Raw genomic sequence first — 23,132 nt, 5'->3', positions numbered from 1 at the left:
TCCTAGGGTTTGAAAATATTCACATATTAGGCTCATCGATTAATCCTTCTTCCGCGACTGGTCCACGAGTTGCCCCTCATGCGAGTAGCTTTCGTATGCTTCGGCCAAATCGCGATATTTTCGAAAGTCTCGTAAATTCGAATAGTCGGCCCTGCGTACGCGCTCGACGAAGTCCGGATTCGAAATCTGCGCCCTACCAACCCCGATCATGTCGAAGTCGCCGGCCTCCAAACCGCGCCGTACACGGATGATGTCATCCTCCACCTGCAGTACGGGGTCTTGGTTGTCGAAGACATCACTCGCGAGATCGGTGGACAACCCGACGCTGCCGATCGTCATGACCGGGCGATCTGTCATTGTCTTCACCCAGGAAGCGACACTCCGTCTAGAGTCGAGTTCCGGCCAGGCGACAGCGTCGAATCTGCGAGCCGACACATGAAAGACGTCGGCTCCCGCTTGCTGCAAACGTTCCAGAAACGGGCCCAGTTCGTCAGGATGCGCCGCGATTTTGGCTCCGTAATCCACCTCCTTCCACTGCGAGAAACGCACTGAAATTATGAATTGAGGGCCCGTCGCAGCACGGATTGCCGAAACTATTTCAGCAGGATATGCGGCGCGGTCGGCTAGGGTTTCACCGCCGTATTCATCGGTTCGCCTATTCGTTTCATGCCACAAAAATAGATCCAACAGGTAGCCATGAGCGCAATGCAACTCAATCCCGTGTGCGCCGAGCCGCTGGGCGATAAGAGAACTCTCGACATATGCATTTTTGGTATCCTCAAGGTCCTGCTTCGACATTGCAACACCGTTGGTACGGCCCTCCTGGATCAACCCTGATGGGCTCCATGCAGGATGGTCCGGATGTGGATTCTCAATACCGTCGACAACCAGTCGCAGGGCACCTGGATGCCACAGCTGCATCAACAAGACTACGTCGCCGGTACTGAGGACCTCACGGACGACATGTCCCCATTCCTTGATGGTGTCACGGCCGAGAATGCTGAACGCCGGCTGCCAGTACCCCGCCGGATGGTCTGGTGCGGCCCCCTCGGAAATGATTATTCCCGGGCCCCGTTCAGCGGTCGAGCGCAGCGTATCCGCCATGCCCACAGTTGGCTTGTAACCCCGCGAGCCACGCTGCATGGCAGGAAGAAGAAACCTGTTACGGACCGTCATGGTATTGATTCGAAGAGGCGAAAACAGTAGATCGTCTGTATCTTTCAACACAGCTTCTTCGGCATAGTTCGTCTGCATCTGACCGCCTTACGGTTGGAAATCGAGTCACCGAAGACGTTAAGTCCGTCACAGTTGGGTGACAATTAGGAACTATTTGGTGCCTACTAACGCCACGCAGTGTGCCGAGCGGTCGGTTTCGTTCGGCAGCGTGATCAAAGAGGTCCGCAGACGGTCGATCGCACCATGAGGTTCGGCAACATCGCGCGAGTCGATCGAGTATTCGACGATCTGATTTGAGTACAGATCATCAACGATGCTTAGGTAGTGATTCGCGCTCATTCGGATCGTCCTACTGAGAGATCGGCGACTGCGCGACTTGTGCCCTCAAATTCTCGCAGCGGTTTGGGTCAAGTCCCGTGAGGTGGTGTACGACATCGTCGCGTGATTCCTCGTCTGGGTGGTTATGCGGTCAGCGCCGCTTGAGTCACCTCCTGCGTGGGTTCGGTGGCGGTGCCGTCGGGGTGGACACCGCGGGAGCGGGCCAGCACGTCGAGGCTGAGATAGCGGCGGCCTTCGATCCACTCGTCATGCTGCTCGGCGAGTACCGCGCCGACAAGCCGAATCAGGGTGGTGCGATTGGGGAAGATCCCGACCACGTCGGTTCTGCGCCGGATCTCCTTGTGAGCCGTTCCTGGGGATTGTTCGACCAGGTCTGACGCCAGATCTGCTTCGGGAAGGTCACCAACCGCACTCCGGACAGCCCGCGGGCGACCAGCGACCGGAAGAACGCCAACCAACCGGGCACCGTCCTCGGCGGAGGTCACCTCGATCCCCAAGATCTCGCGGTAGCCCTCGGCGTTTACCCCGACCGCCACCAGGCGTGCACGTTCACCACCCGACCGTTCTCGCGGACCTTCAGGACCAGGGCGTCGGCTGCGACGAACGGGTACGGGCCTGCATCCAACGGTCGGCTGCGGAACGCCTCGACCTGGGCGTCGAGGTCCTTCGCCATCACGGACACCTGCGCCTTGGACAGGCTGGTGATGCCAAGGGAATCGACGAGCTTCTCCATCCGGCGAGTGGAGACGCCGAGCAGGTAACAGGGGGCCACCACCGAGGTCAGGGCCTTCTCGGCGCGTTTTGCGGCGCTGCAGCAACCAGTCCGGGAATTACGAACGGAGCGCAGCTTGGGGATCGCGACGTCGAGTTAGCCGGCACGGGTGTCGAAGTCGCGGTGCCGGTAGCCATTCCGGCTGTTGGTGCGGTCGTCGGAGCGTTCACCGAAATCGGCACCGCACAGGCTGCTGGCCTCGGCACCCATTAGTTTAGCGCGTCGATGAACGTGGATAGCAGGCTGCGCAGCAGGTCGGGGCTGGCGTCGGTGCGGCGGTCGGTCAGGAACTGGTGCAGGTCGATATCGTGGGCAGTGGTCATCGCGTGGTCCTTCATCGAGTGACTTTGGTCGGTCTCTCGAAGAGTCACGCGATGGCCGCCTTTATTGGGCTAGGACACGCCGGTCAGATCCGAATCCGGTCGGTACACCATCTTCATGAACGCAACCGCGGTTTGATCGGTTGGCGGCTTCTTTCAGTTCGGGGACTCGCCTGAGTTCGAGGTCGAGGCGCCACCTGTCTTGATGCCGTCGTCGCGCTTTCAACCATCCGCACAAATAATCCTCGCTGAAACCGAGGTCGCAATCTGGCGCAGCTGCAGTCCCCCTTGCGTGCGAGGGCGATGACGTCGCTGCGAAACTTCTCGTATCGAGAACGCCTCCAGTGTGAGGACATCCCTCCACGGCGGGGAAGCATCCACGCAGTGGAGGGATGTCGAACCAACCCGCACCAGACCCGATCGTTCGACGAATGCAACCGGTCCGCATTGAACCAGCGAACCCACTCGGCGCAGCGCGCGGTCATCGTCTCCACGATCAGCGGAGCAACCCGCGTCCACCACACCGGCGCAACGCCAGGCGCTTCGAGCATGACCTGATGCCGGTCGCGCCCAGCGAACGCCGCAACCCGTACCGTGCGCACGCCTGCTTCATGATCTCGGCGGTATATTGACTTCCCCTGTCCGAGCGCATGATTGCGCCTGCGACGTCTCCGCCACGTTCGTCGACAGCCATGTTCAGCGCTTCGAGGACCAGTTCGGTGCGCATGTGATCCGCCACCGCTCACCCCAGAACCTTCTTCGAATGCTCATCCTTAATCGCACACAGATACATTTCACCTTCACCGCAGGTCAGACCTGCGCGACGACCTCGTCGTCGTCGGCGGTGGGGCCGACCACAAGCGCGGCGTTGGATGAAGTCTCCGATCGAACCTGGAAGGGGTTCGGGTGGGGCACCCCCGTCAACGGTCATAGTCAGGCGAAGCGCATCCCATGCCGATAAGGGTACGTTCGCTGGGTCTATCTCGCACCAACTGCCGCGCCGGGCATGGGCGCGAGCTTGGCGGCCTCGGCGACGGCGGCGCTCCAACTGAACTCGTTGTTGTCGCTGAAGTAGTAGTAGGTGGCGCCGTTCGGCATCATCGCGACCGTGATGCCGCCGTACCCCGACATGAACGGTACGTAGAAGGGGCTGGTGTAGGCGGGGTTGTCGGCGGAGGTGAACTCCTGGCCCCAGAAGCCGTTCTGGTACTTCATGGGCTTGGCGCCGGTGGTGGTCATGCCCCGGTCCTCCGGGTCGCGTTGCATGGTAGCCGTGAGCAGTGCCGGGTCGAGTATCTGCGTGCCGTTGACGGCGCCGTGGTCGTTGTTGAGGAACTTGGCGAACCGGGCGACGGAGTCCTGCGTCCAGAACATGCCGTACCCGCCGAAGGCTGCTCCGCCGGGGCTGTTGTCGGTGCGGGAGGAGACGAGCGAGTCGGGCCCGACGCCGACGGGTTCGAGCACGTCGTCACGGAGCATGTCGAAGATGTCGGCGTCCGAACCGGCCTTGTCCTGCAGGTAGTTGTTCATCGCGCGGGTGGCGAGGAAGGTGTCCGAGGTGTGGTAGACCCACTGGCTGCCGGGGCCGGCCTTACGCGGGAAGGACAGGGCGAGTCGCATCTTGTCGGCGTAGGGCTCGGCTGCGAAGAAGTCCGCCATGGTGGGGCCCGCTTCGTCGGTCTCGTAGCCGTGCGAGATGTAGTTCCCGGTGGCCATGTCGAGAGTCTGGTCGAGGGTGACGCCGCTCCAGGCGGTGTTGCCGGCGGTCTCGGGGATTCGGTCGGAGAGCCTCTCCTGGGCCACGGCAGGGCCGTAGCGCTTCGCCAGCCGCAGCATGGCTGTTCCCGCGAACGCCGACTTCGCGGTCGAGTACGAAGGCAACAGCATCTGGCCGCAGAACGGGTACTCCCCTTGCCGGGTCCGGCAGTTGCCCACATAGTGCACTCCGCCGAAGTAGAAGCCGAAGGTGCTCAGCGCGGACGGCGTGATGCCGGCGCTGAACTTCGTTACGTCCACCCCACTGTCCGGGTAGTCGGTGGCCAGCGCCGAGATGGGTTTGGTCGGGAGCCGGTCCCCGACCTCGGAGGCGTACGCGTCGCGCAGGTTCTCGGCGCCGGCGACGGGGCCGGGCCGGTAGTCGGCCGGTACCTGGCCCCACATGTCGAGCTGGAAGTATACGCAGGTCTCCGTGGTGATTTGGTAGCGGATTTCGGAGACCGATGTGGCGTCGAAGAGGAACATCAGGGTGCCGTTGTGCACGCAGTTCGCGTTGCGTTCGACGAGCGCGAACGGCAGTGAGGCGCGGGTGCGTTCGCCGTCGCCGTCCTCGTTCCACGCGCGGCCGGGGCCCACCGCCAGGTTCCACGCCTGGTTCCCCGTGTACTGCAACCCGCGCTTGGCCGGGACGAGGTGGCTGCCATTCTGCACGAGGGCGATGTCGACCGGTGGCAGGTGCCGGGTGGCCGCTGTATCTCCGTATCCGTACGGGTCTTTCAGTACGCGGAAGCCGCCGGTGGCGGAGAGACCGTTGAGGGTGAGGGTGCCTTCGAAGCTGTGGGTGGGTGGTGCTGCCTGGGCGGGCAGTGCGAAGGCGCTGTCGGGGACCGTGTCCGTGGCGGCGCCCTCGGTGAGTTGGCCGGCGGTGAGTTCGGTCCGGTTCACCGCCCCGCTTCCGGTGAGCGGATCGCCCGGTACGGGCACGGCTTCGGCGGGCGCTGCGATCGTCGTTGGCGAGACGGTGCACGCCGCCGCGAGTGCGACGGTAACGACGATGGCACGGCTCAGCCGTCGGGCATAGAACGGTCTTGGCATGGTGTGTGTCCTCTGGGGCCGGCAGCAGATACGGATATCGCCGCATCCTGGGGCCCGCCGGGGCCGCCGTCCAATGCCTGTCCGGTCTGATCAGGCTGCCCGCCAGGTATACGTCCAGCTCATCTGCGGGCGGTGACCTGAGGCCCGTACTGCTCGACGCAGAAGCGTGACAGCCCCGTGGCGAAGGTCTCGATGCTGCGCAGCGCATAGTGGCTGGGGTCCCACGCGGCGTGCAGATGGATCTGCAGCGGCTCGCCCGCGCCGTCGAGGATGAGCAGCGGGTGCAGGTCGAAGCGGGGATCGTCGGAGACCACCGCAATTCCGTGGCCTGACGCCGCCATGGCCTGGGCGACGTGCGGAGTGTCGCATTCGAGCACGATGTCGTACGAGGCGTCTGCGTCCTGCACGGCATGGTCCAGGACGCGTCGGGTGCCGTGCGCCGGGGTGAGGACGATGAGGGGCGCCGCGGCGAGTTCCCCGATCGTGACGCCGTCCCGGTTCGCCCAGGCGTGGTCGGCCCGCACATAGGCCCACAGCGGTAGCCGCGCCACGGGCAGCCCGGCGAAACGGCGCCTCGGAGGCGCCGTGGAAATGGCTACGTCGGCGCCCCTCCCCAGGGCCTGGTACGCACGGGCCGGGCTCTCCGCCTGCACCGTGACGAGCGGATCCTCCGGTCCCCAGGTGGACAGGAACGGTGCGATCACGTCCGTGATGGTGGTGGGCGGCGCCGCCACGGTGATCCGCATGGCGCGACCGGAAGCAAGTGCTCCGACTGCGGCCTCGGCGGCGTCCGCTCGGGCGACCAGATCTCGGGCCAACGGAAGGAAGCGCCGGCCGGCGGCGGTCAGGATCAGCTGTTTGCCGCCGCGGTCGAAGAGCGTCATGCCCAACGACGCCTCCAGGCCGCGCAGTTGGCGCGACAGCGAGGGCTGGGCGACGCGGACCTCCTCGGCGGCCTTGGTGACGGAACCGGTCTCCACGATGGTCAGGAAGTAGCGCAGCACCCGTAGTTCCATTGGTAGTGGCCTCTCGGAAGACGGAGGAGACATGACCTTGCATGCCTCAAAGGCATGCAAGTCAGCCCTAGAAAGTATTTGAAATTATATGTGACGGGGCCCACGCTTGTCTCACCTCGGCCGCCCGGCCCACCGCCCCCGGCGCCTGAACCACCATCAACTGCTCCCTCCAGAGCCCTACCTTCGATTGGCTGGTGTTCCCCGCATGGCCCGCCCCCTGCCCCTGATCCTCGCCCAGGCGCCTGGCCGCCCGGCCGACGACCTCGCCGGCTTCATCTCCGACGTGGAGCGGCGCGTGAAGCTGCGCGCACCAGGCGCCCTCGTCGTCTACCCCGAGCTACACCTCGGCGAGAGCGCCCCAGGCGTTCCGGCCGCGCCGGAGAAGGCCGCCGAGCCGCTCGACGGCAAACGGGACGCTGCCCTCGCCGAACTCGCGGGCGACCTGGGCATCTGGCTGGTACCCGGCAGCGTCTACGAACGCGGCGCCGACGGTCGCGTCCACAACACGGCAGCCGTCTACTCGCCGCAGGGCGAGCGCCTCGCCGCGTACCGCAAGATCTGCCCGTGGCGCCCCTACGAGACGACCGCACCCGGCAACCGGTTCGAGGTCGTCGACCTCGCCGGGGTCGGCCGTATCGGACTGTCCATCTGCTACGACACCTGGTTCCCGGAGGTCTCCCGCCATCTGGCCTGGATGGGCGCAGAGTTGATCGTCAACGTGGTCCGCACCCCGACGAACGACCGCGCGCAGGAAGTCGTCCTCAGCCGCGCCAACGCCATCACCAACCAGGTCTTCGTCGCCAGCGTCAACTCCGCCGCCCCGTCCGGGATCGGCCGCAGCCTCGTCGTCGATCCACAGGGCACGGTGCGCGCCGAAACCGTCGATGCCGGCGACTCCACCCTCACCGACGTGATCGACCTCGACGAGGTCAGCAACGTCCGGCGCTACGGCACCGCTGGCCTCAACCGCGTCTGGGACCAGTTCCGCCCCGGTGACGCGCCCCTCGAACTCCCGCTGTACGGGGGCCGTATCGACCCCGCCACCTGGACCGCCGCCCGCACCACCGAGGAGCCCCCACGATGAACAGCGAGACAGAGACAACTGGGAACACCATGAGACTGAAAGGCGACCTGAGCCTCTTCTCCGTCATCCTGTTCGGCCTGGCCTACATCTCCCCCGGCATCGTCGTCACGATCTTCGGCGTGGTCGCCGCCACCAGCGGCGGCGTGGCCCCGACGGCGTTCGCCGTCGCCACCCTCGCGATGGTGCTCACCGGGCTGAGTTACGCGAAGATGGCGCGCGCGGTGCCCGGTTCCGGGTCGGTCTACACCTACGCCCGCAAGATGCTCGACAGCCGCATCGGTTTCCTGTCCGGCTGGGCGATGCTGCTCGACTACTTCTTCATTCCGATGGTCGGCTGGCTGATCACGGCGATCTACTTCAACGCCCAGTTCCCTGGCATACCCAAGTGGGTCTGGCTGATCGTCTCGGTGGGCATCACCACCGCCATCAACGTCTTCGGCATGAAACTCGCGGACCGCGTCAACAAGGTCCTGATGTTCATCGCTCTGGGGTCGCTGGTCCTCTTCGCCACCCTGTGTGTCGTCTTCCTCGGCAAACACGGCTCCTCCGCGCCCGCCACGGACGCCCTGTGGAACTCCGGCACTTCGATCGGCGCGGTCACTGCGGCCGCCGCCATCGCCGCGTACTCCTTCCTCGGCTTCGACGCCCTCTCCACGCTGGGCGAGGAGGCCAGGGGCGGGGCGAGGACGATCGGCAGAGGCATCGTCGGGTGCGTCATCGCCGCCGGCGCGATCTTCTTCGTGCTGTCCTTCGTGATGCAACTCGTCCACCCGGGTGCGATTTTCGCCGACGTCGACGCTGCCGCCTACCATCTGAAGGTCCAGGTCGGTGGCGAGACGTACGCCGAGATCATCAACTTCGTCACCATCGCCGGATCCATTGCCTCCTGCATCGCCCTGCAGGCGTCCGCCGCCCGCCTCATGTACGTCATGGGACGCGACGGCGTACTGCCCAAGGCCGTCTTCGGCAGGCTGTCGGCGAAGACCGGCACCCCGGTCAACAACCTGCTGTTGACCGCGGCCGCCGGTGTCATCGCCATGAAACTCGACCTGACCACAGCCACCTCGTTCATCAACTTCGGCGCTTTCCTCGGCTTCGCCGTGGTCAACGTCTGCGTGATCGCCCACCTGGTCCGAGAGCACAGACACGGTCGCACCCTCAACCTCTTCTCGTACCTGGTGATGCCGGTCATCGGCGGCGCCGTCTCCGTCTATCTGCTCACGAGGCTCGGTGACGTCGCTCTCCAAATCGGCGGCGTATGGTTGGCGATCGGCGTTGTCTATCTGGCCGTTCTGACCAAGGGCTTCCGCCGACCCGCACCGGAAATGACCTTCGACGACGACACCGTGGCCACCGACAGAGCCACCGCGTAGTTCCCCTTCCTCGCCCGGCGGCGTCGTGCGGTATCGCGACGCCGTCACCGGCCGGGTGAGGCGCGCCCTACGCTGGGTCGTGGAGCAGGAACAGCGGTCCTGACGTGCCCGGTCGTGCCACGGGCCGCGCCAGCACGGTGCGAATCACGCGCAACGACACACTATTACCGAAATATCGTTAATCTCCGACCAGCAGGACCGTTCACAGTGCTATTCCTTCTGATCCATGCCGTCATCACAGTCATGTCGATCGTCCTGCGCCGCCGCGTGCCGAATGCAGGATCGCTTCTTGCGGTTGCGGCACAAACGTACGCAACCGAACGATGGAGCACCGCGCATATCGTCGACCCTGATGTCACCGCACAGTTCCTAAGTACCAATCCGGGCCATCTCGCCGGCGAATCGGTCGCAGCCCAAAGATCCGACACGACAGAGTCGCCCATCGGTAGCTGCCGAGCAGGCGGAACCACTCTCGCTCGAACTAACAGCACTGGCCCGCACTACATTCGACACTCCGCGAAGCAGCTCACGATCCCAGACCCTCAGGATTGATATGCACAAACACTCGCGCACGAGGCGCCCCTGGCAGATAGTCAGCCATTCACTCTTCTCGGCACACTCAGCGACGCGAACGATTCCGAGTTGATCATCCTCAAAATCCGGTCGCGCTCCACACGAGAATGACCGCGAGGCGATGACGCAGAGATCGCGCGCAACAAACCGCACATCACCACGCCACCCACGGGTGCAATAACGGCTCCGGCAACAAGCCAGAAAGCGGCCATGATGGCGCCACGCGTTCATCTCGACGACGTCCTCGATCTCGCGATCTTCTGGGCACCGATCGGCGAACCTACACCCGGAACGATCCAGTCCGAATTCGGCATCGATGTCGCCGAGTACCGACGACTACTTTTGGCCGCGATACAACGGCACCAGCAGCGGCCGGTCGTCCCCTGCGATGCTGCGACCCTTGACCGGGTGTACTCCCCATCCGTTCTGGCGGCACTCGCCGTACAGCATCATCACACACCGTCCTTACCAACACATTCGGTCGATCCGAACCCCGAAACCTGCGATTAACCCCCCGCCACCTGGTCGACTAGACACAGGTCTTCACTTCGAAACAGAGAATGCCATGTCAGCAACCGAAACCGGGGGACGCCAGGGGGAAACACCGGATCTACAAATTGCGCGAACAACACCAGTTGAGATGGAGATCCGTCGTTACCGTCGATGGCGCGATAGACGACGTGAGGCAGAGCGCCGACGTACCCAACTCCCTGAACGCAGTAGAGAAGTCGAGGACATACTCACCTTTGCGCGGAGATGGGCCCCCTACGGGGGTCCATCCGAGGAAGATATTTTCGTCAACTTTGGAATGTCAACCAAACGATTCGAAGCAAGAGTGAAGCAGATTATAGACGAGATCGGTTGCGACAGTCTCGAAGAACACAATTGATGTGGGTCTATCGCGAGGCAACCTCCCCGATGACCAAGTTTCGCAGTTGGGAAGCGCACACGAGAATCAGCCACCGCGGATCCGTCCGGTTCTGATACTGATCGCCGCGACGAGCCCGGCGATACTGATGGCCATCGGTGTCCTTCCTCTGAACGGGTGGGGAGTCGTTGCAGCCGCCGTCGCCGATGGATTAACTGCCTCGCCAATCCAAGCCGCCACCCGGACAATCACCCCTGCGCTCGTACCTGCCTTCCAACACACCGCCCTCCATTCCTTCGACGCCCTTTCCCAGGAGATCGTCTGATGCGGCGGGCCAGTGCTGATCTCCCTCGCCGCAGCGATCGCCGACACCTCCACCGCGGTTGCGCTGTTCGCCACGAGTGCGAAGTGGGCTTCCGAAGACATCAGCAGGAGACGACCCCGGAAACGTGCTCTATGTAGGACCTCTAGACGCAGCACCGAAGATTCAGTTGCAGGAGATTCGCTTTCCGGCTTGACCCAGACCATCCGACCCCAGTGTCGACCACACCTAAACTAAATTTAAACTCGTCAGCGCGTGTGTATGAGGATGAGACAACCAAGCCCTGAGTTGGCCGCACAGCCATTGGAACCCTCCCTTAACAGTCAGGGGCTGTCGAGAATGCGACTGTCGTGGCGATTCCACATGTCGCACCTGTCGACGGCTTTGCCTATCCCGATCTCCACTCAGGTTCCGACCTGTCGGACGGTCAGCGGTCCAGGTCGCCGGTCCGTGGGTGAGGGTATGCGTTCGCCAAATTACGTATCTCGGTTTGGGCACAGTCCGATTCGGGGATCACCTGCCACAATCGCTCGATGAATCGGGATGTTGTCATGCCGAAGTGCACAAGTATTTCCTCCTCGGCAGCGCCCCCGTACGGTGCCCACGTCCTGGCGAACTCGATGAGGTGCTCCGCCTCGGTATCAGGGTGGCTGCGTGTGCGGTTGGCTTCGATCCAGGTGGCGCGGCGCCTTTGGCGCCATTGGCGATACTCACGAGAGTTCATGGGAATTCACAGGTCTGATCGGACTTCGGAAGCGGCGGGCTGGTGGGTCGTGCCGACAGAGCACTGCCGTGATGTCGTCGAGGATCGGCGGGGTGGGTGGGTCGGGCGGCGCCGGTGACGTTCTCGAATCGTCCGCCGGCGTCGTCCGACCGCTGACATTGGTGTCAACCAGCAGGTTGTGCGTCACGGACGTTGGTGTTGCCGGACTCCTCCTCCGAATCCGTGGCGCTGGTGGCGTGTCGTGCTGCGATGTATCCGAAGGTCATGGCAGGTCCGATGTTGATGCCGCCGGACGGGTAGTGCCCGCCCATGACGCTGGCCTGGTCGGATCCCACGGCGTAGAGGCCTGCTATCGGGGTGTCGGAATCGTCGAGCACACGCGCGGAGGCGTCGGTGACGATACCGGCGAAGGTCCCGAAGCTTCCGGGTACGACCTTGACGGCGTAGAACGGTCCCTTCTCCAGTGGGGCGAGTGAGGGATTCGGGAACGGGTTGTCCGGGTCCCCGGAGCCGCGGTTGAACGGCGTTTCGCCGCGGTGGAATTCGGGGTCCTTTCCGCGTCGGGCATTGTCGTTGAACGATGCGACCGTGGTGTGGAGTTGGGCGGGGTCGATGCCGCATTGCTGTGCCAGCACGGTGAGGGTGCGGCCGGTCTTGAGGTAACCCGAGCGCAGGTACGGCCAGACCGGGATGGGGCGCGGCTTCGACATGCCCAACGGATACAGGCGCTGGAACCGGTGATCGCAGACCAACCAGGAGCACACTTGCTGCCCGTCGGGAACGGCGTCGATCATCGCGGTGGTGTAGTCGTGGTAGCCGTCGGCCTCGTTGACGAACCGCTTGCCTGATGCCAATACCCCTATGACACCGGGCTTTCCGCGGTCGAGGATGTGCGGGAACACCCCCGTCCCGCCATTGCGGTACGGCACCAGCGACACCGGGCAGTAGGCGACCGGTGAGGCCAGGGTGGTGTCGAGCCGGCCGCCGGCGGATTCGGCGAGCGCGATCCCGTCGCCGGTGGTGGTGTCGGGCGCCAGGGTCCAGTGTTCACGCCCGGTCGGGGTGCGCGGAAAGTACTTTTTGCGCATCTCGACGTTGCTCGGGAAGCCACCGGTCGCGAGGATCACTCCCCGGGCGGCGTGGATGGTGACCGTGCCGTCGGGGCCGTCGAGCTGTGCCCCGGTCACCGCCCCGGAGTGGTCGGTGGTCAGCGTGCGCGCCGGCGACGAGACGCGGACGTCGACGCCGAGTTCGTCGGCCGAAGCCAGGAGCCGGCCGATCAGGGCGGTGCCGTTGACCAGTTGCATGCCCTTGCGTGCGGTGGCCAGGTCGATGATGTGCCGGGTGACGCGGCGTGCGGCGTGCCCGAAGGCCTTCGGGGAGCGGGTGGCGTGCAGAAACGCCTGGAGGTCGGGTCCGGCCATGATTCCCATGCCGAGGAATGAGGTTTCGTAGAGTTGCCAGCGCAGCTTCGCCCGAACCGGGGCGGGGATCTTGTAGGCGTCGATGGGTTGGGGTGCCACCGATCGGTGTCCGGTTCCGGCGCCGGGGGTGCCGCCGTGGATGTCGGCGATGGTGGTTCCGGGTACGAACTGCAGCCTGGTCTTGTCGTGGAAGAACCCGACCATGCGCGGCGCTTGCGCCAGGAACGCATCGACCTTGGCGGCGTCGAAGTTCTTCCCGAGCCGGTGTTGCAGGTAGGTGCGCGGCAATTCGATGTCCTCGTCGACGCCGTCGGCGCGGGCGAGGGGGTTGCGCGGCGCCCACATCCATCCGCCCGACCAGGCGGTGGCCCCGCCGCAGACGTCGGCCTTTTCGGCGACGATGACTTTCGCGCCGTGGTAGGCGGCGGTGACGGCGGCAGCGAGGCCACCGGCTCCGGCGCCGATGACGAGCAGATCGCACGAGAGGGTGTCGGTCATCGCCGGCCCTGCCCGGTCCACTTGTACGACCACAGTCCGGTCACAAGCGCCACGAGGGACGCGGCGGCGAGCAGGATGGCCACCGGGGTCCAGTTTCCGCTGTCGCCGAGCAGGGCGGTGGCGGTCAGGGGCACGAAGCCGCCCACGGCCCCGGCGACGGCGTAGCCGAAGCCTGCGCCGCTGTAGCGGATGCGGGCGTCGAACATGTCGGTGAACCAGGTCTGCTGCACCGAGGCGGAGATGTTGTGTCCGAGGTTGATCAGGATGAAGAACCCGAGAATCATCATCGGCATCGATCCGCTCTCGAGGGCGGAGAAGAACGGGACACCGGCCGCGGCCGCGCACAGCGGGCCGACGATGTAGAACCAGCGGGCACCGAACCGGTCTGCGAGCAGCCCCCACAGCGAGGTGGTCGGCACGGCGAGGACGAGGGCGACCATCGATGCGGTGAGCACGCTGCTCGGCGGGGTGTCGGTGTAGTTCTTGACGTAGACCAGCGAGAACGTGAAGCCGATGTAGAACGTGCTCTGGTCGACCAGGCGCATCCCGATGATCGCGAGGATCTGCTTGGGGCTGGTCCTGAGGGCCTCGAGCAGCGGTGCGGCCTGCTTCTTCTTCGTCTCTTCGAGCTCGGCGAACACCTTCGACTCGGGGACGCCGCTGCGGATCCAGAGCCCGACGAGCGCGAAGAGGATGCTGACCAGGAACGGCAGACGCCAGCCCCAGGTGTCGAACTGGGCCTCGGTGGTGAGATTGGTGACGATCGAGAACGCCAGGGTGCCCAGGAGTAGGCCGAGGAACGATCCGATCTGTACCCCGCTGGCGAGGAAGTTGCGCTTGTTCTTCGGCGCGTTCTCCACCGCCATCAGGGCCGCTCCGCCCCATTCGCCGCCGACGGCGATGCCTTGCACCGCGCGCAGGCTGACCAGCAGGATCGGGGCCGCGATGCCGATGGCGGCGTAGCTGGGCAGCAGACCGATGGCGGTGCTGGCCAGACCCATGATCAAGATGGTGATCACCAGCATCTTCCGGCGGCCGACCCGGTCACCGAAGTGGCCGAAGATCGCCCCACCGATCGGGCGGAAGACGAACCCGACCGCGAACGAGCCCAGCGAGGCGAGCACACCCACGGTCGGGTCCTCGGAGGGGAAGAACATCGGTCCGAACACCAGGGCGGCGGCGGTCCCGTACAGGAAGAAGTCGTACCAGTCGACGATCGCACCGACCGTGCTGGCCATCGCCGCCCGCCGGGAGCCGGTCGGTGCCGGTGCGGGCGCCTCGCCGTCGACCGGTCCGGTGCGGCCGGAGGACGAATAAGGTTCCGAGGCTGGAACATTCGAAACAGTCATGGGTGGGGTTCTTTCTAAGGAGTGAAGCCCGAGCCGAAGGGGCGGTTGCGGCCGAGGGGGCGCAGTGCTTGAATGACTACGTAGTAAATTTGTGATTCACAGCATAAGTAGGGCGCAGCTGTCCGTCAACTCCCACCCTTGAAAACCGCGTAAAGGACTGTTCATGACACGACCCATCGGGCTGGCCCACCTGTCGGCTCTGCATCTACCCCCTCCCGAGTTGGTCGAAGCTGCGGCCGACTGCGGCTTCACCTCCATCGGTACGCGGGTGCATCCCGCCACCACGTCGGAGACCCGGTACCCCATGGCCGCGGGCTCCCCGATGTCGGCGCAGACCCTCGCCCGACTCGAGGACACCGGTGTGAGCGTGTTCGATGTCGAGGTGTTCACCCTCGACGGGATGCGCAATCGCGGTGAGTGGATGCCGGTGCTCGAGGCCGGCGCCGCCCTCGGTGCCCGGGTACTCAACGTGATCGGCGGTGACGACGACCGCCATCGCCTGACCGATTCCCTGGCTGCGCTGGTGCGCGATGCCCACGAGTTCGGTATCACCGCCTCGATCGAGCCGATCTCGTATCAGAAGGTCGATACCTTCCACGCCGCCGCCGCCGTGGCCGAACAGACCGGGTGCGGGATCATGCTCGACGTCCTGCACTTCGTCCGCGCCGGGGGCACCGTCGGCGACCTCGCGGCTGCTCCGCCGGGAGCGGTGCAGGTGATCCAGTTGTGCGACGGTCCCGCCGCGGTCCCACACCTGGAGGCGCCACCGCGGATGCCGCTCGGTCAGGACACCAACGGGTCCGACCGCCAGATCGAATCGCGCGCGAAACGTCAGGTGCCCGGGGACGGCGCGTTTCCCCTGATCGAGATCCTCGCGGCGCTGCCCGACGTCCCGGTCAGCGTGGAAGTTCCCGACGTCGCCTTCGTCGAATCACACGGCATCACAGAACATTTGCACAGACTCATGACCGCAACACAACAGCTGATCACCACCGCCGACACCGAACGAACGGAAGCGATTCGATGACCGCAGTCGACACCACCGACTCCCTGCACGTCACCACCGCCGACCCCTCGACGTTCTATCCCGGCCGATTCGCCGGACGCGTCATCCTCGTCACCGGCGCTGCCGGTGGCCTCGGATCAGCGGCAGTGGACCGACTCATCCACGAAGGCGCCTCGGTGGTGTGCACCGACGTCGTCGGGGACGGGGACGGGACGGGCCGCGACATCGCGGCTCTCGACGTGACCGACCGTGCAGCCTGGGACGAGACCCTCGCCCGTGTGTTGGCCACCCATGGACGCCTCGATGGCGCACTCTTCGCGCACGGCATCCAAGGACCGGAAACCACGATCACGGCCATGCCGTTCGAGGGCTGGTCGAAGACCATGAGTGTCAACCTGGACGGCTGCTTCCACGGCCTCGCCGCACTACTTCCCACGCTGACCGAGCAGGGTTACGGCCGGGTGGCCATCTTGTCCTCAATCTCGGCGCGGGAAGGTAATCCCTTCCAGGCCGCCTACTCCGCATCGAAAGCGGCCGTGGTGTCCCTGGTCAAAACCGCCGCCAAGGAGGTCGCCACACACAACGTCACCGTCAACGCGATCGCACCCTCGATGATGCACACCCGGATGCTCGACGACCTCAGTCCCGAACGCAACGCCGCACTCCTGGCCCGGGTTCCCATGGGCCGGGTCGGCAGCACAGCAGAATTCGCTGCCCTGGCGACCTGGCTGCTCTCGACCGAGGCCAGCTACGTCACCGGACAGACACTGGACCTCAGCGGTGGCCGGAACACCGCCTGACAGTGGGTAGCCGCATCCGGGTCGGCCCCCGGCGCCGCGCTCGGCCGGGCCGAACCGGAGGTACGGCCGTTGCCGGCGCATACTTCGACGGCGATCCGCGCGCGTGCCGCGGCCGGGAATCCCGGACCGCGGCGCACCCGCCGCCAATCTCCCCCACTCCCGCAACACCAATCCCGGACCGAGGAGGGAGGGGTTGTCCGATGAAACCCGCGAGGAAGGCACACCCACCAGCAATCGAGGTGTGTGCGAGGACGACCCGTCGAAGTCGTTCGAGGCCGACCACACGGCGCCACGCCCAGGCCTCGGAGCCCGCGGCGACGTCATCCGAACCCGGCCCACCGTTGGGTATGATCCGCACGTGGTAACCAGTGTCGATCTCGCCGCCTACCTGGGACTGAGCCAGTCGACAGTCTCCCGTGTCATGCGAGGAGACCCCGCCGTCGCCGAGCGGACGACCAAACGGGTACTTGCCGCAGCCCGGGAACTCGGTTACGTCCCCAACTCGGCGGCTCGCAGCCTGGTCACCCGACGGGCGCGGGCGATCGGTGTCGTGGTCGCCGACCTGACCTCGCCGTTCTACCCCACCGTCGTCGACGCCATTCAGCACCGGCTCAGCGAACGTGGTTATCGCATGGCCCTCATACGCGACCCGGACGTCCCCGAGGGCGTCGACAGCGTGGACGTCCTCGACCCGGCGACCGTGGACGGGATGATCTTCGTATCCGCTCGCCGCAAATCCCGCACCGTGCGCCGAGTTCTCGAACGAAACACCCCAGTGGTGCTCCTGAGCCGCGACGATCCCACCCTCTCTCTCGAAGTGGTCCTCTCCGACGACGAAGGTGCCGGCGAGCTGGTGATCGAGCACCTGACCGCCCTCGGTCACCGCGACATCGCGATCCTGTCGGTACCGCGCGACCGCACCAATGGTGCCGCCCGCGAAGACGGCGCCCGGCACGCACTCCAACGCCGCGGCATCGCCCTACCCGACCACTACATCCGCCGGGCAACCATGACTCACGAGCACGGCGTGGACATGGCGACATCACTGCTGTCGATGGATCATCCACCGTCAGCGATCTACTGCGTCACAGACGAATTGGCGTTCGCATCATTGGACGCGGCCGCGCGTCTCGGCGTGTCCGTACCCGCCGAACTGTCCGTGATCGGCTTCGATGACTCACCACAAGCGCGATGGGCAATGATCAACCTCACCACCATCCACCAGCCCATCGAGGACATGGCCGCCGAAGCGGTCCAGCTCCTCCTCGCACGACTCGACGACAACACACCGGAACAACCCGGCAAGCGAGTCTTCCCGGTCAGCCTTCAGATCCGGGGTACCACCGGCCCAGCCCCGCTACGCTCCGCGTCCACCGGCTAGGTAGCCAGAAGCGGTGTAGCCGGATTTTGTGCCCCTATGCTGTTCGTCAAGCAGCTGAGGGTCGCGGGTGGGCTTGGTAGGTGGTGCCGTCGCGGAGCATTGCGAAGAGGACGTCGCAGCGACGACGTGCGAGTGCGACGAGGGCTTGGTTGTAGCTTTTGCCCTGGGCTCGGTTGCGGTCGTAGTAGTCGCGTGAGTCGGGGTCTTGCAGGGCTGCGAACGCGGACAGATAGAGCACGCGTTTGAGTTTCTTGTTGCCGCGTCGCGATCGGTGCTCACCGCGGATCGAGGACCCGGATCGGCGGGTGACCGGTGCGAGGCCGGCGCAGGCGGCGAGGTGGCCGGCGGTGGCGAAGTGCTTGCCGGAGGTTTCGGTGATGATGCGGGCGGTGGTCCTGATCCCGACTCCGGGCATCGAGGTCAGGACCGGGTAAAGAGGGTGCGCTTCGACCAGCGCTTCGACTTTGGCCGCGACGTCTGATCGTTGCCGCTGCAGTGATGAAAGTTGCTCTGCAAGTTTAGGAATGACGGTCTCGGCAGCACTGGTTCCGATGACGACCACGTTCTGTTCGGAGAGTGCAGTGGTGATGTCGCCGGCCAGTCTTGCTCCCATGCGTGGGGCCTTCTTGCTCAGCCGTGTCCTGAGGCGGGAGTGTCCGAGCCGGCGGATCCGGTCTGGGGTTGGGTAGTGCTCGAGCAGCTCGAGGATGGCAGGGTGGGCGATGTGCCGGCCGATGGCGCGTTCGAGTGCGGGATGGATCTGGGTGAGCAAGCCGTGCAGTCGGTTGCTGGTGGCCGTGATCTGCATGGCGAGGTCGTCGTCGAATCCGCTGAGGATCGACAGTTCGGCGACCTGTGTGTCCGTCGTCTGCAGGTGTCGGATCGCGTGTGGGAGTGTGCGTGCCGCGTCGGCGATGATCGCGGCGTCTTTCTTGTCGGTCTTCGCTTCGCCGGGGTAGAGGTCGGCGATGCGTCGCATCGCCAATCCTGGGAGGTAGCCGACGCTGATGCCCACGTCTTGGGCGACTGCGACGGCAAGTGCGCCGATGGTGGCTGGTTGATCGACGACGAGGATTGTCGGGCCGTGGTGGGTGAGTGTGCCGATGAGTTCGCGGAGGCGGGTTTCGTCGTTGGGTAGTGTCCGGTCGAATAAAATGGTGCCGCTGCGGGATACGGCGACGGCGTGGTGTTGTCCCTTGCCTACGTCGACGCCGAGGAAGACTTCGATTTGTTCGTGTGTCGGGACGGTCATCGCATCCTCTCGTGAGAAAGAGATGTTGTGCACTGCTGGGTGTGGCGAGTGAGTCTCGGCATCCACGTTACGACGGCCTGTATGTGCGGGTCCGGCCCCTATCAGCGATCACTCATCGCCTGTCCACCTCGGTGACATCACAAAATTGATCATTGTGCGACAGGTTGACGTAGTCATGCCGAGGTGTCCAGTTCAGTGGTCGGAAGCGGGTTGTTTCCGACTACGAAAAGGGTAACGGGTTGACGTCCCTCGATAGGTAGGCCACCGCCCGGCGCATCACCTCCGCCTCCTGTTCGAGCAGCCGGATACGTTTGCGGGCCTCGCGGAGCTCGTCGGATTCGTCTCGTGTGAGGCCCGGTCGGGTGCCGTCCTCGATGTCGGCCTTGCGCAGCCAGTTCTTCAGGCAAGTCTCGGAGATCCCGAAATCCTTCGCGATCTGCTCCAGCGGGGCTTCGCGTTTGCGGGCCACGGCGACGACGTCGCCGCGGAACTCCTCCGGGTACGGCTTCGGCATGTCGATCATCCTTCCACCGTGAGGGCGATCCCTCACAGGTCAGGTGTCAACCAGAGCCGGGGCAGTCCCTACTGGTCGAACGAGGCATCCAGCCCGGCGACAAGATTGCCCTCAGCAGCCCCAACATCCCGTGGTTTCCCATCATGTACTACGGGGCTCTCAAGGCGGGCGCCGTCGTCGTCCCCCTCAACGTTCTCTTGAAGACCCGTGAGATCGCCTACCAACTCGCCGATTCCGACGCCGTGGCGTACTTCTGCTTCGAAGGCACCCCGGCCCTGCCCATGGGCGCCGAAGGACACAGCGGATTCCTCGAGTCCAGCGCCAAGCACCGTAACCCCGGAACGTGCAAGGCGGTTACGGAGGTATTCAATTCTGTACGAGGTTTCAGTGCTGGAGGAGGACACGAACCTGGTGTTCGATGTCCTGCACTATGTCGTCGACGGTGCTGGCGATGTTGGTCGTGGCCGCCATGCTGAGGAGCATGATCGCGGATACGATGTGTGCCAACGTGGCTGCATCGCGTGCGCTGACACTCTCGTCGCGGTTCAATACGGCAGCGATCGCTTCCTCGGTCTGCACGGTCAGGTCAAGCGCGTCACGATGATGGGGTTCCTCAGGGTCACCGAACACGATTTCCCGCAAATAGGTTCGCCCGTTGTCGATCTGGGTTCGGTTACATTCCACGACCGGACGGACGATCGCGATCACCGCCTCGAGCACGTCGGTCGTGCTCTCAGCGGCCACCCTGCCTCTGGTGAGCGCGTCGGCATAACTGGAGTTCTGCACGAGCAGAAGAAGCTCACTCTTGGTCTTCGCATAGAGGAACAGCGTCCCGGTACCGATGTCGGCTTTGTCCGCGATCTGCTGAGTGGTGACCTCGTCGACCCCGTGCTCGGTGAAGAGCTCGCGAGCGGCCGCGGTGATGCGGTCGAGCTTTTGCTGCTTGTTCCGCTCGCGACGACCGACCGACCGGGGTGTGACTGACATGACGGGGAATCCTTCGGATTTAGATTCTTGACTACGCTCGGTTCTGAGTATAGTCACCCGGGTCTGGAGATGCATCGCCCTCGCGCACCATCCCTCGTCGACGTGGATGGCCTAGCATGCTCGACTCCAGTCTGCGGCGACCTTCCTTGACCGATCGACGTAAACGATCAACCCTCATGTGACCAGTTCCCCACTCTGGCAGCCGTTCACACTCGGCGGCGTGGACGTGCGGGCTCAGTCATGGCACCTGGTCGGTGAGCTCGCCACGCTGAACCTGGCCTACCTACACATTGACTACATCGGCGACGACCAACTGCTCCGCTCGTTTCGCGATGTATGGCCAACCGCGCTGCTTCGTAGTGTCTCGTGCGCACGAACACGATGCACGTGCCCGGTCAGTGGGCGAGGAACTCGAGCACTGCGGGGACGAACTTGTCGTGGTTCTGGAAGATGCCGCCGTGACCCGAGTCGGGGTAGATGATGAGCTCGGAGCCCTTGATTCGGTGGTGGAGGTCGCCGGAGAGTACCGAGGGCACCATTCGGTCGTTATCGCCGTTGGCGATCAGGGTGGGCTGAGTGATCGTGGACAGATCGACCGGCGTTGCCCGGCCCCACTTCTTGATCGCTTTCAGCTGTGTCTGAAATGCTTTCACTTTGATGGATGCGTCGCGGTCGGCAGTGCGCTCTTCGAGGCGCTTCACGAACGCTTTCGCGGCACGTTTGCCGGTGGCGTTGCGGTTGAAGAACAGGAACTCCTTCGGGTCCGACCGAGTCAGGGTCGCCCGCAGCGTGTCGTAATAGGTGGTGCCTGCGACCTTGTCGATGTTCCTCCCACCGGCAGGGCCGGTGCCGGCAAGAATCAGCTTGCGCACCAGTTCAGGGTGTTTGACGACGAGGTCCTGGGCGATCATGCCGCCGAGAGAGAACGAGAAAATATCGACCTTGTCGAAGCCGAGGGCGTTGATGAACGTCACGGCATCGTCGGCCATCGCCTCGATGCTGTCGGGAACGGTGCCGGTGGAGGCACCGACGCCACGGTTGTCGAAAGCGATGACATGGTGATTCTTGGCTATGGGATCGATGATGCGGGGGTCCCAGTTGTCCAGGGTCGCGGCGAGGTGGACGAAGAAGACGACGGGGATTCCGCCTTTCGGTCCCAGCTCACGATACGCGTAGGTGACTCCGCCCGCGGTGACGGTGCGTGCCGGAGCGTCTCTGTACGTGGTGGTGATGTTCTCGGGTGTGTGGTTGCTGGTGTTCATGATGTTCCCTTGCGCTGTCGACTGCCGTTCGTGTTGTGAGGTGGTGCTATTCGTGCTGTGAGATTGGCGTAAAGACGGGATGGTTGGTCCGGTCGGTGCGTACGGTCAGGTGTTGCTGATCACGGATTTGCCGCGGATGCCGCCTGGCTCGAGCCGCCCAAGAGCCTCGATGGTCTGATCGAATGGGAAGACACGTCCGACGACTGGACGTAGCGCCCCGGTGTCGACCAGGTGCGCGATGCGGCGTAGCTGATCGCCGTCGGCGCGCATGAAGAGGAACTGGTAGTTCACACCCAGCTTTCGCGCTTGGCGGCGAATGCGGTTGCTGAGGGCGATGGTCGCCAGGCGCAGTATCGGGTTCAGCCCGGCCTCACGAGCAAAGGCCGGGTCCGGGGGTCCGGCGATCCCGACCGCCGTGCCACCCGGCTTCAACACACGCAGCGACTTCTCGAGATTCTTCCCGCCCAGGCTGTCCAGAACCAGGTCGTAGCCACCCAGGACCTGCTCGAAGTCTTCGCTGCGGTAGTCGACGACGGTGTCGGCACCGAGTTCGCGGACAAAGTCGGCGTTGGTGGCGCTGGCCGTGGTCGCGACAATCGCACCCAGGTGCTTGGCGAGCTGGATCGCGATCGACCCGACTCCCCCTGCACCGGCGTGGATAAGGACCTTCTGCCCGGGCTGTACGTTGCCGCGCTCGACGAGTGCCTGCCACGCGGTCAACGCCACCAAGGGAAGCGAACCCGCCTCCTCCATGCTGATCGATGCCGGTTTCAACGCCAGATCGGTCTCGGCGACGGCAATACGTTCGGCGAACGTGCCGATGCGGTCCTTGTCCGGCCGGGCAAATACCTCGTCACCGGCCTTGAATCCCCGTACCCGCGCGCCGACCCGGATGACGGTGCCGGCCACGTCGTTGCCGAGGATCAGCGGCAGCGTGTACGGCAGGATCTGCTTGAATTCGCCCGCCCGGATCTTTTCGTCGAGTTGATTGAGTCCGGCGGCCTGCACTTGGACGAGCACATCACCCTCCCCGACTACGGGCTCGGGCACGTCCCGCTCCTGCAGTGGACCCTTGTACTTGTCGACGACGAACGCTCTCATAGCGTGATACTCCTTCTTCGGTGATGGACCCGGGCTGACGCAGGGCACGCTGCTCACGGCAGAGGAAGTCCCTTGCGGCGGCGCCGAACTCGCGGTGAGTTTGGAAAGTCGACCCCAATGACCGGAATCTGGGTACAACCATTTGTGCGCCCGGCAGACGGCGCGCCACCTCGGTGGCAT

The 23,132-nt window shown here is 64.5% G+C and carries 19 protein-coding genes and 3 pseudogenes; 7 read left to right on the top strand and 15 right to left on the bottom strand.

Annotation, left to right across the window (positions count from 1 at the left end; all coding sequences use genetic code 11):
- Window positions 1–39: 39 nt before the first annotated feature.
- The 7 genes and pseudogenes from QM693_RS07000 to QM693_RS06975 form a co-directional block, all read right to left on the bottom strand.
- Entirely contained in the window at window positions 40–1,254 is a 1,215-nt protein-coding gene (locus QM693_RS07000; protein WP_283335093.1) for an oxidoreductase, read from the bottom strand.
- 72 nt (window positions 1,255–1,326) lie between these two features.
- Entirely contained in the window at window positions 1,327–1,515 is a 189-nt protein-coding gene (locus QM693_RS06995; protein ID WP_283335094.1) for a hypothetical protein, read from the bottom strand.
- 122 nt (window positions 1,516–1,637) lie between these two features.
- A complete protein-coding gene (locus QM693_RS37780) occupies window positions 1,638–1,832 on the bottom strand; it encodes a transposase (RefSeq protein ID WP_502942620.1) in 195 nt (64 codons plus the stop codon).
- A 201-nt stretch (window positions 1,833–2,033) separates the two neighbouring features.
- Window positions 2,034–2,497: pseudogene (locus QM693_RS37775) on the bottom strand (transposase); the annotation flags it as partial.
- A gap of 606 nt (window positions 2,498–3,103) precedes the next feature.
- Window positions 3,104–3,334, bottom strand: coding sequence for a DDE-type integrase/transposase/recombinase (locus tag QM693_RS06985; protein WP_283335095.1), 231 nt, complete (start codon window positions 3,332–3,334; stop codon window positions 3,104–3,106).
- A 251-nt stretch (window positions 3,335–3,585) separates the two neighbouring features.
- Window positions 3,586–5,418, bottom strand: coding sequence for a serine hydrolase domain-containing protein (locus tag QM693_RS06980; protein WP_283351843.1), 1,833 nt, complete (start codon window positions 5,416–5,418; stop codon window positions 3,586–3,588).
- Between the two features lie 119 nt (window positions 5,419–5,537).
- Window positions 5,538–6,434, bottom strand: coding sequence for a LysR family transcriptional regulator (locus QM693_RS06975; RefSeq protein WP_283335097.1), 897 nt, complete (start codon window positions 6,432–6,434; stop codon window positions 5,538–5,540).
- 205 nt (window positions 6,435–6,639) lie between these two features.
- Between QM693_RS06975 and QM693_RS06970 the strand changes: the two genes are divergently transcribed.
- The 3 genes from QM693_RS06970 to QM693_RS37590 all read left to right on the top strand — a co-directional run bounded on the left by QM693_RS06970 (window position 6,640) and on the right by QM693_RS37590 (window position 10,353).
- Window positions 6,640–7,518 carry a carbon-nitrogen hydrolase family protein gene (locus tag QM693_RS06970; RefSeq protein WP_283335098.1) on the top strand — a complete coding sequence of 293 codons (879 nt, stop codon included), beginning with the start codon at window positions 6,640–6,642 and terminating at the stop codon, window positions 7,516–7,518.
- A gap of 29 nt (window positions 7,519–7,547) precedes the next feature.
- On the top strand, window positions 7,548–8,891 hold the full coding sequence (locus QM693_RS06965) for an APC family permease (protein WP_283351842.1): 1,344 nt from the start codon (window positions 7,548–7,550) through the stop codon (window positions 8,889–8,891).
- Between the two features lie 889 nt (window positions 8,892–9,780).
- Window positions 9,781–10,353 (top strand): DUF3263 domain-containing protein, encoded by a 573-nt coding sequence (locus QM693_RS37590; RefSeq protein ID WP_349307488.1) that lies wholly within the window; start codon window positions 9,781–9,783, stop codon window positions 10,351–10,353.
- Between the two features lie 728 nt (window positions 10,354–11,081).
- Here QM693_RS37590 and QM693_RS37770 read toward each other — a convergent pair.
- From QM693_RS37770 to QM693_RS06945, 3 genes are all read right to left on the bottom strand, one after another.
- Window positions 11,082–11,378, bottom strand: a complete 297-nt coding sequence (locus QM693_RS37770) for a hypothetical protein (RefSeq protein WP_283351841.1) — start codon at window positions 11,376–11,378, stop codon at window positions 11,082–11,084.
- Between the two features lie 164 nt (window positions 11,379–11,542).
- Window positions 11,543–13,300 carry an FAD-dependent oxidoreductase gene (locus tag QM693_RS06950; RefSeq protein WP_283351840.1) on the bottom strand — a complete coding sequence of 586 codons (1,758 nt, stop codon included), beginning with the start codon at window positions 13,298–13,300 and terminating at the stop codon, window positions 11,543–11,545.
- A complete protein-coding gene (locus QM693_RS06945; protein WP_283351839.1) occupies window positions 13,297–14,649 on the bottom strand; it encodes an MFS transporter in 1,353 nt (450 codons plus the stop codon). Before QM693_RS06945 ends, QM693_RS06950 begins: the two co-directional genes overlap by 4 nt.
- A gap of 163 nt (window positions 14,650–14,812) precedes the next feature.
- Here QM693_RS06945 and QM693_RS06940 point away from each other — a divergent pair, with 163 nt between their 5' ends.
- The 3 genes from QM693_RS06940 (at window position 14,813) to QM693_RS06930 (ending at window position 17,836) form a co-directional block, all read left to right on the top strand.
- Window positions 14,813–15,676, top strand: a complete 864-nt coding sequence (locus QM693_RS06940; RefSeq protein WP_283335102.1) for a sugar phosphate isomerase/epimerase family protein — start codon at window positions 14,813–14,815, stop codon at window positions 15,674–15,676.
- Window positions 15,673–16,455 (top strand): SDR family oxidoreductase, encoded by a 783-nt coding sequence (locus QM693_RS06935; protein WP_283335103.1) that lies wholly within the window; start codon window positions 15,673–15,675, stop codon window positions 16,453–16,455. The genes QM693_RS06940 and QM693_RS06935 overlap by 4 nt, the downstream gene beginning before the upstream one ends.
- 358 nt (window positions 16,456–16,813) lie before the next feature.
- Entirely contained in the window at window positions 16,814–17,836 is a 1,023-nt protein-coding gene (locus QM693_RS06930) for a LacI family DNA-binding transcriptional regulator (protein ID WP_283351838.1), read from the top strand.
- A 46-nt stretch (window positions 17,837–17,882) separates the two neighbouring features.
- Here QM693_RS06930 and QM693_RS06925 read toward each other — a convergent pair whose 3' ends face one another.
- Both QM693_RS06925 and QM693_RS06920 read right to left on the bottom strand, forming a co-directional pair.
- Complete coding sequence (locus QM693_RS06925) at window positions 17,883–19,088, bottom strand: IS110 family RNA-guided transposase (protein ID WP_283351837.1); 1,206 nt, start codon at window positions 19,086–19,088, stop codon at window positions 17,883–17,885.
- Between the two features lie 235 nt (window positions 19,089–19,323).
- Window positions 19,324–19,602, bottom strand: a pseudogene (locus QM693_RS06920) (transposase); the annotation flags it as partial.
- 65 nt (window positions 19,603–19,667) lie between these two features.
- Between QM693_RS06920 and QM693_RS06915 the strand changes: the two are divergent.
- A pseudogene (locus QM693_RS06915) lies at window positions 19,668–19,919 on the top strand (AMP-binding protein); the annotation flags it as partial.
- A gap of 67 nt (window positions 19,920–19,986) precedes the next feature.
- Here QM693_RS06915 and QM693_RS06910 read toward each other — a convergent pair.
- The 3 genes from QM693_RS06910 to QM693_RS06900 form a co-directional block, all read right to left on the bottom strand.
- Complete coding sequence (locus tag QM693_RS06910) at window positions 19,987–20,589, bottom strand: TetR/AcrR family transcriptional regulator (protein ID WP_283335185.1); 603 nt, start codon at window positions 20,587–20,589, stop codon at window positions 19,987–19,989.
- A 395-nt stretch (window positions 20,590–20,984) separates the two neighbouring features.
- Window positions 20,985–21,851, bottom strand: a complete 867-nt coding sequence (locus QM693_RS06905) for an alpha/beta fold hydrolase (RefSeq protein ID WP_283335106.1) — start codon at window positions 21,849–21,851, stop codon at window positions 20,985–20,987.
- 105 nt (window positions 21,852–21,956) lie between these two features.
- Window positions 21,957–22,952, bottom strand: a complete 996-nt coding sequence (locus tag QM693_RS06900) for an NADP-dependent oxidoreductase (RefSeq protein ID WP_283335107.1) — start codon at window positions 22,950–22,952, stop codon at window positions 21,957–21,959.
- Window positions 22,953–23,132: the final 180 nt, after the last annotated feature.

The sequence above is a fragment of the Rhodococcus sp. IEGM 1305 genome (assembly GCF_030058635.1).
Lineage (GTDB): Bacteria > Actinomycetota > Actinomycetes > Mycobacteriales > Mycobacteriaceae > Rhodococcus_F > Rhodococcus_F opacus_D.
This window is presented reverse-complemented; position numbering and strand designations above follow the sequence as displayed.

Bases quoted from the DNA above. Each gene is read 5' to 3' on its own strand.
- QM693_RS07000 (WP_283335093.1), bottom strand. From the start codon at position 1,254: ATGCAGACGAACTATGCCGAAGAAGCTGTGTTGAAAGATACAGACGAT.
- QM693_RS06995 (WP_283335094.1), bottom strand. From the start codon at position 1,515: ATGAGCGCGAATCACTACCTAAGCATCGTTGATGATCTGTACTCAAAT.
- QM693_RS06985 (WP_283335095.1), bottom strand. From the start codon at position 3,334: ATGCGCACCGAACTGGTCCTCGAAGCGCTGAACATGGCTGTCGACGAA.
- QM693_RS06980 (WP_283351843.1), bottom strand. From the start codon at position 5,418: ATGCCAAGACCGTTCTATGCCCGACGGCTGAGCCGTGCCATCGTCGTT.
- QM693_RS06975 (WP_283335097.1), bottom strand. From the start codon at position 6,434: ATGGAACTACGGGTGCTGCGCTACTTCCTGACCATCGTGGAGACCGGT.
- QM693_RS06970 (WP_283335098.1), top strand. From the start codon at position 6,640: ATGGCCCGCCCCCTGCCCCTGATCCTCGCCCAGGCGCCTGGCCGCCCG.
- QM693_RS06965 (WP_283351842.1), top strand. From the start codon at position 7,548: ATGAGACTGAAAGGCGACCTGAGCCTCTTCTCCGTCATCCTGTTCGGC.
- QM693_RS37590 (WP_349307488.1), top strand. From the start codon at position 9,781: ATGTCGCCGAGTACCGACGACTACTTTTGGCCGCGATACAACGGCACC.
- QM693_RS37770 (WP_283351841.1), bottom strand. From the start codon at position 11,378: ATGAACTCTCGTGAGTATCGCCAATGGCGCCAAAGGCGCCGCGCCACC.
- QM693_RS06950 (WP_283351840.1), bottom strand. From the start codon at position 13,300: ATGACCGACACCCTCTCGTGCGATCTGCTCGTCATCGGCGCCGGAGCC.
- QM693_RS06945 (WP_283351839.1), bottom strand. From the start codon at position 14,649: ATGACTGTTTCGAATGTTCCAGCCTCGGAACCTTATTCGTCCTCCGGC.
- QM693_RS06940 (WP_283335102.1), top strand. From the start codon at position 14,813: ATGACACGACCCATCGGGCTGGCCCACCTGTCGGCTCTGCATCTACCC.
- QM693_RS06935 (WP_283335103.1), top strand. From the start codon at position 15,673: ATGACCGCAGTCGACACCACCGACTCCCTGCACGTCACCACCGCCGAC.
- QM693_RS06925 (WP_283351837.1), bottom strand. From the start codon at position 19,088: ATGACCGTCCCGACACACGAACAAATCGAAGTCTTCCTCGGCGTCGAC.
- QM693_RS06910 (WP_283335185.1), bottom strand. From the start codon at position 20,589: ATGTCAGTCACACCCCGGTCGGTCGGTCGTCGCGAGCGGAACAAGCAG.
- QM693_RS06905 (WP_283335106.1), bottom strand. From the start codon at position 21,851: ATGAACACCAGCAACCACACACCCGAGAACATCACCACCACGTACAGA.
- QM693_RS06900 (WP_283335107.1), bottom strand. From the start codon at position 22,952: ATGAGAGCGTTCGTCGTCGACAAGTACAAGGGTCCACTGCAGGAGCGG.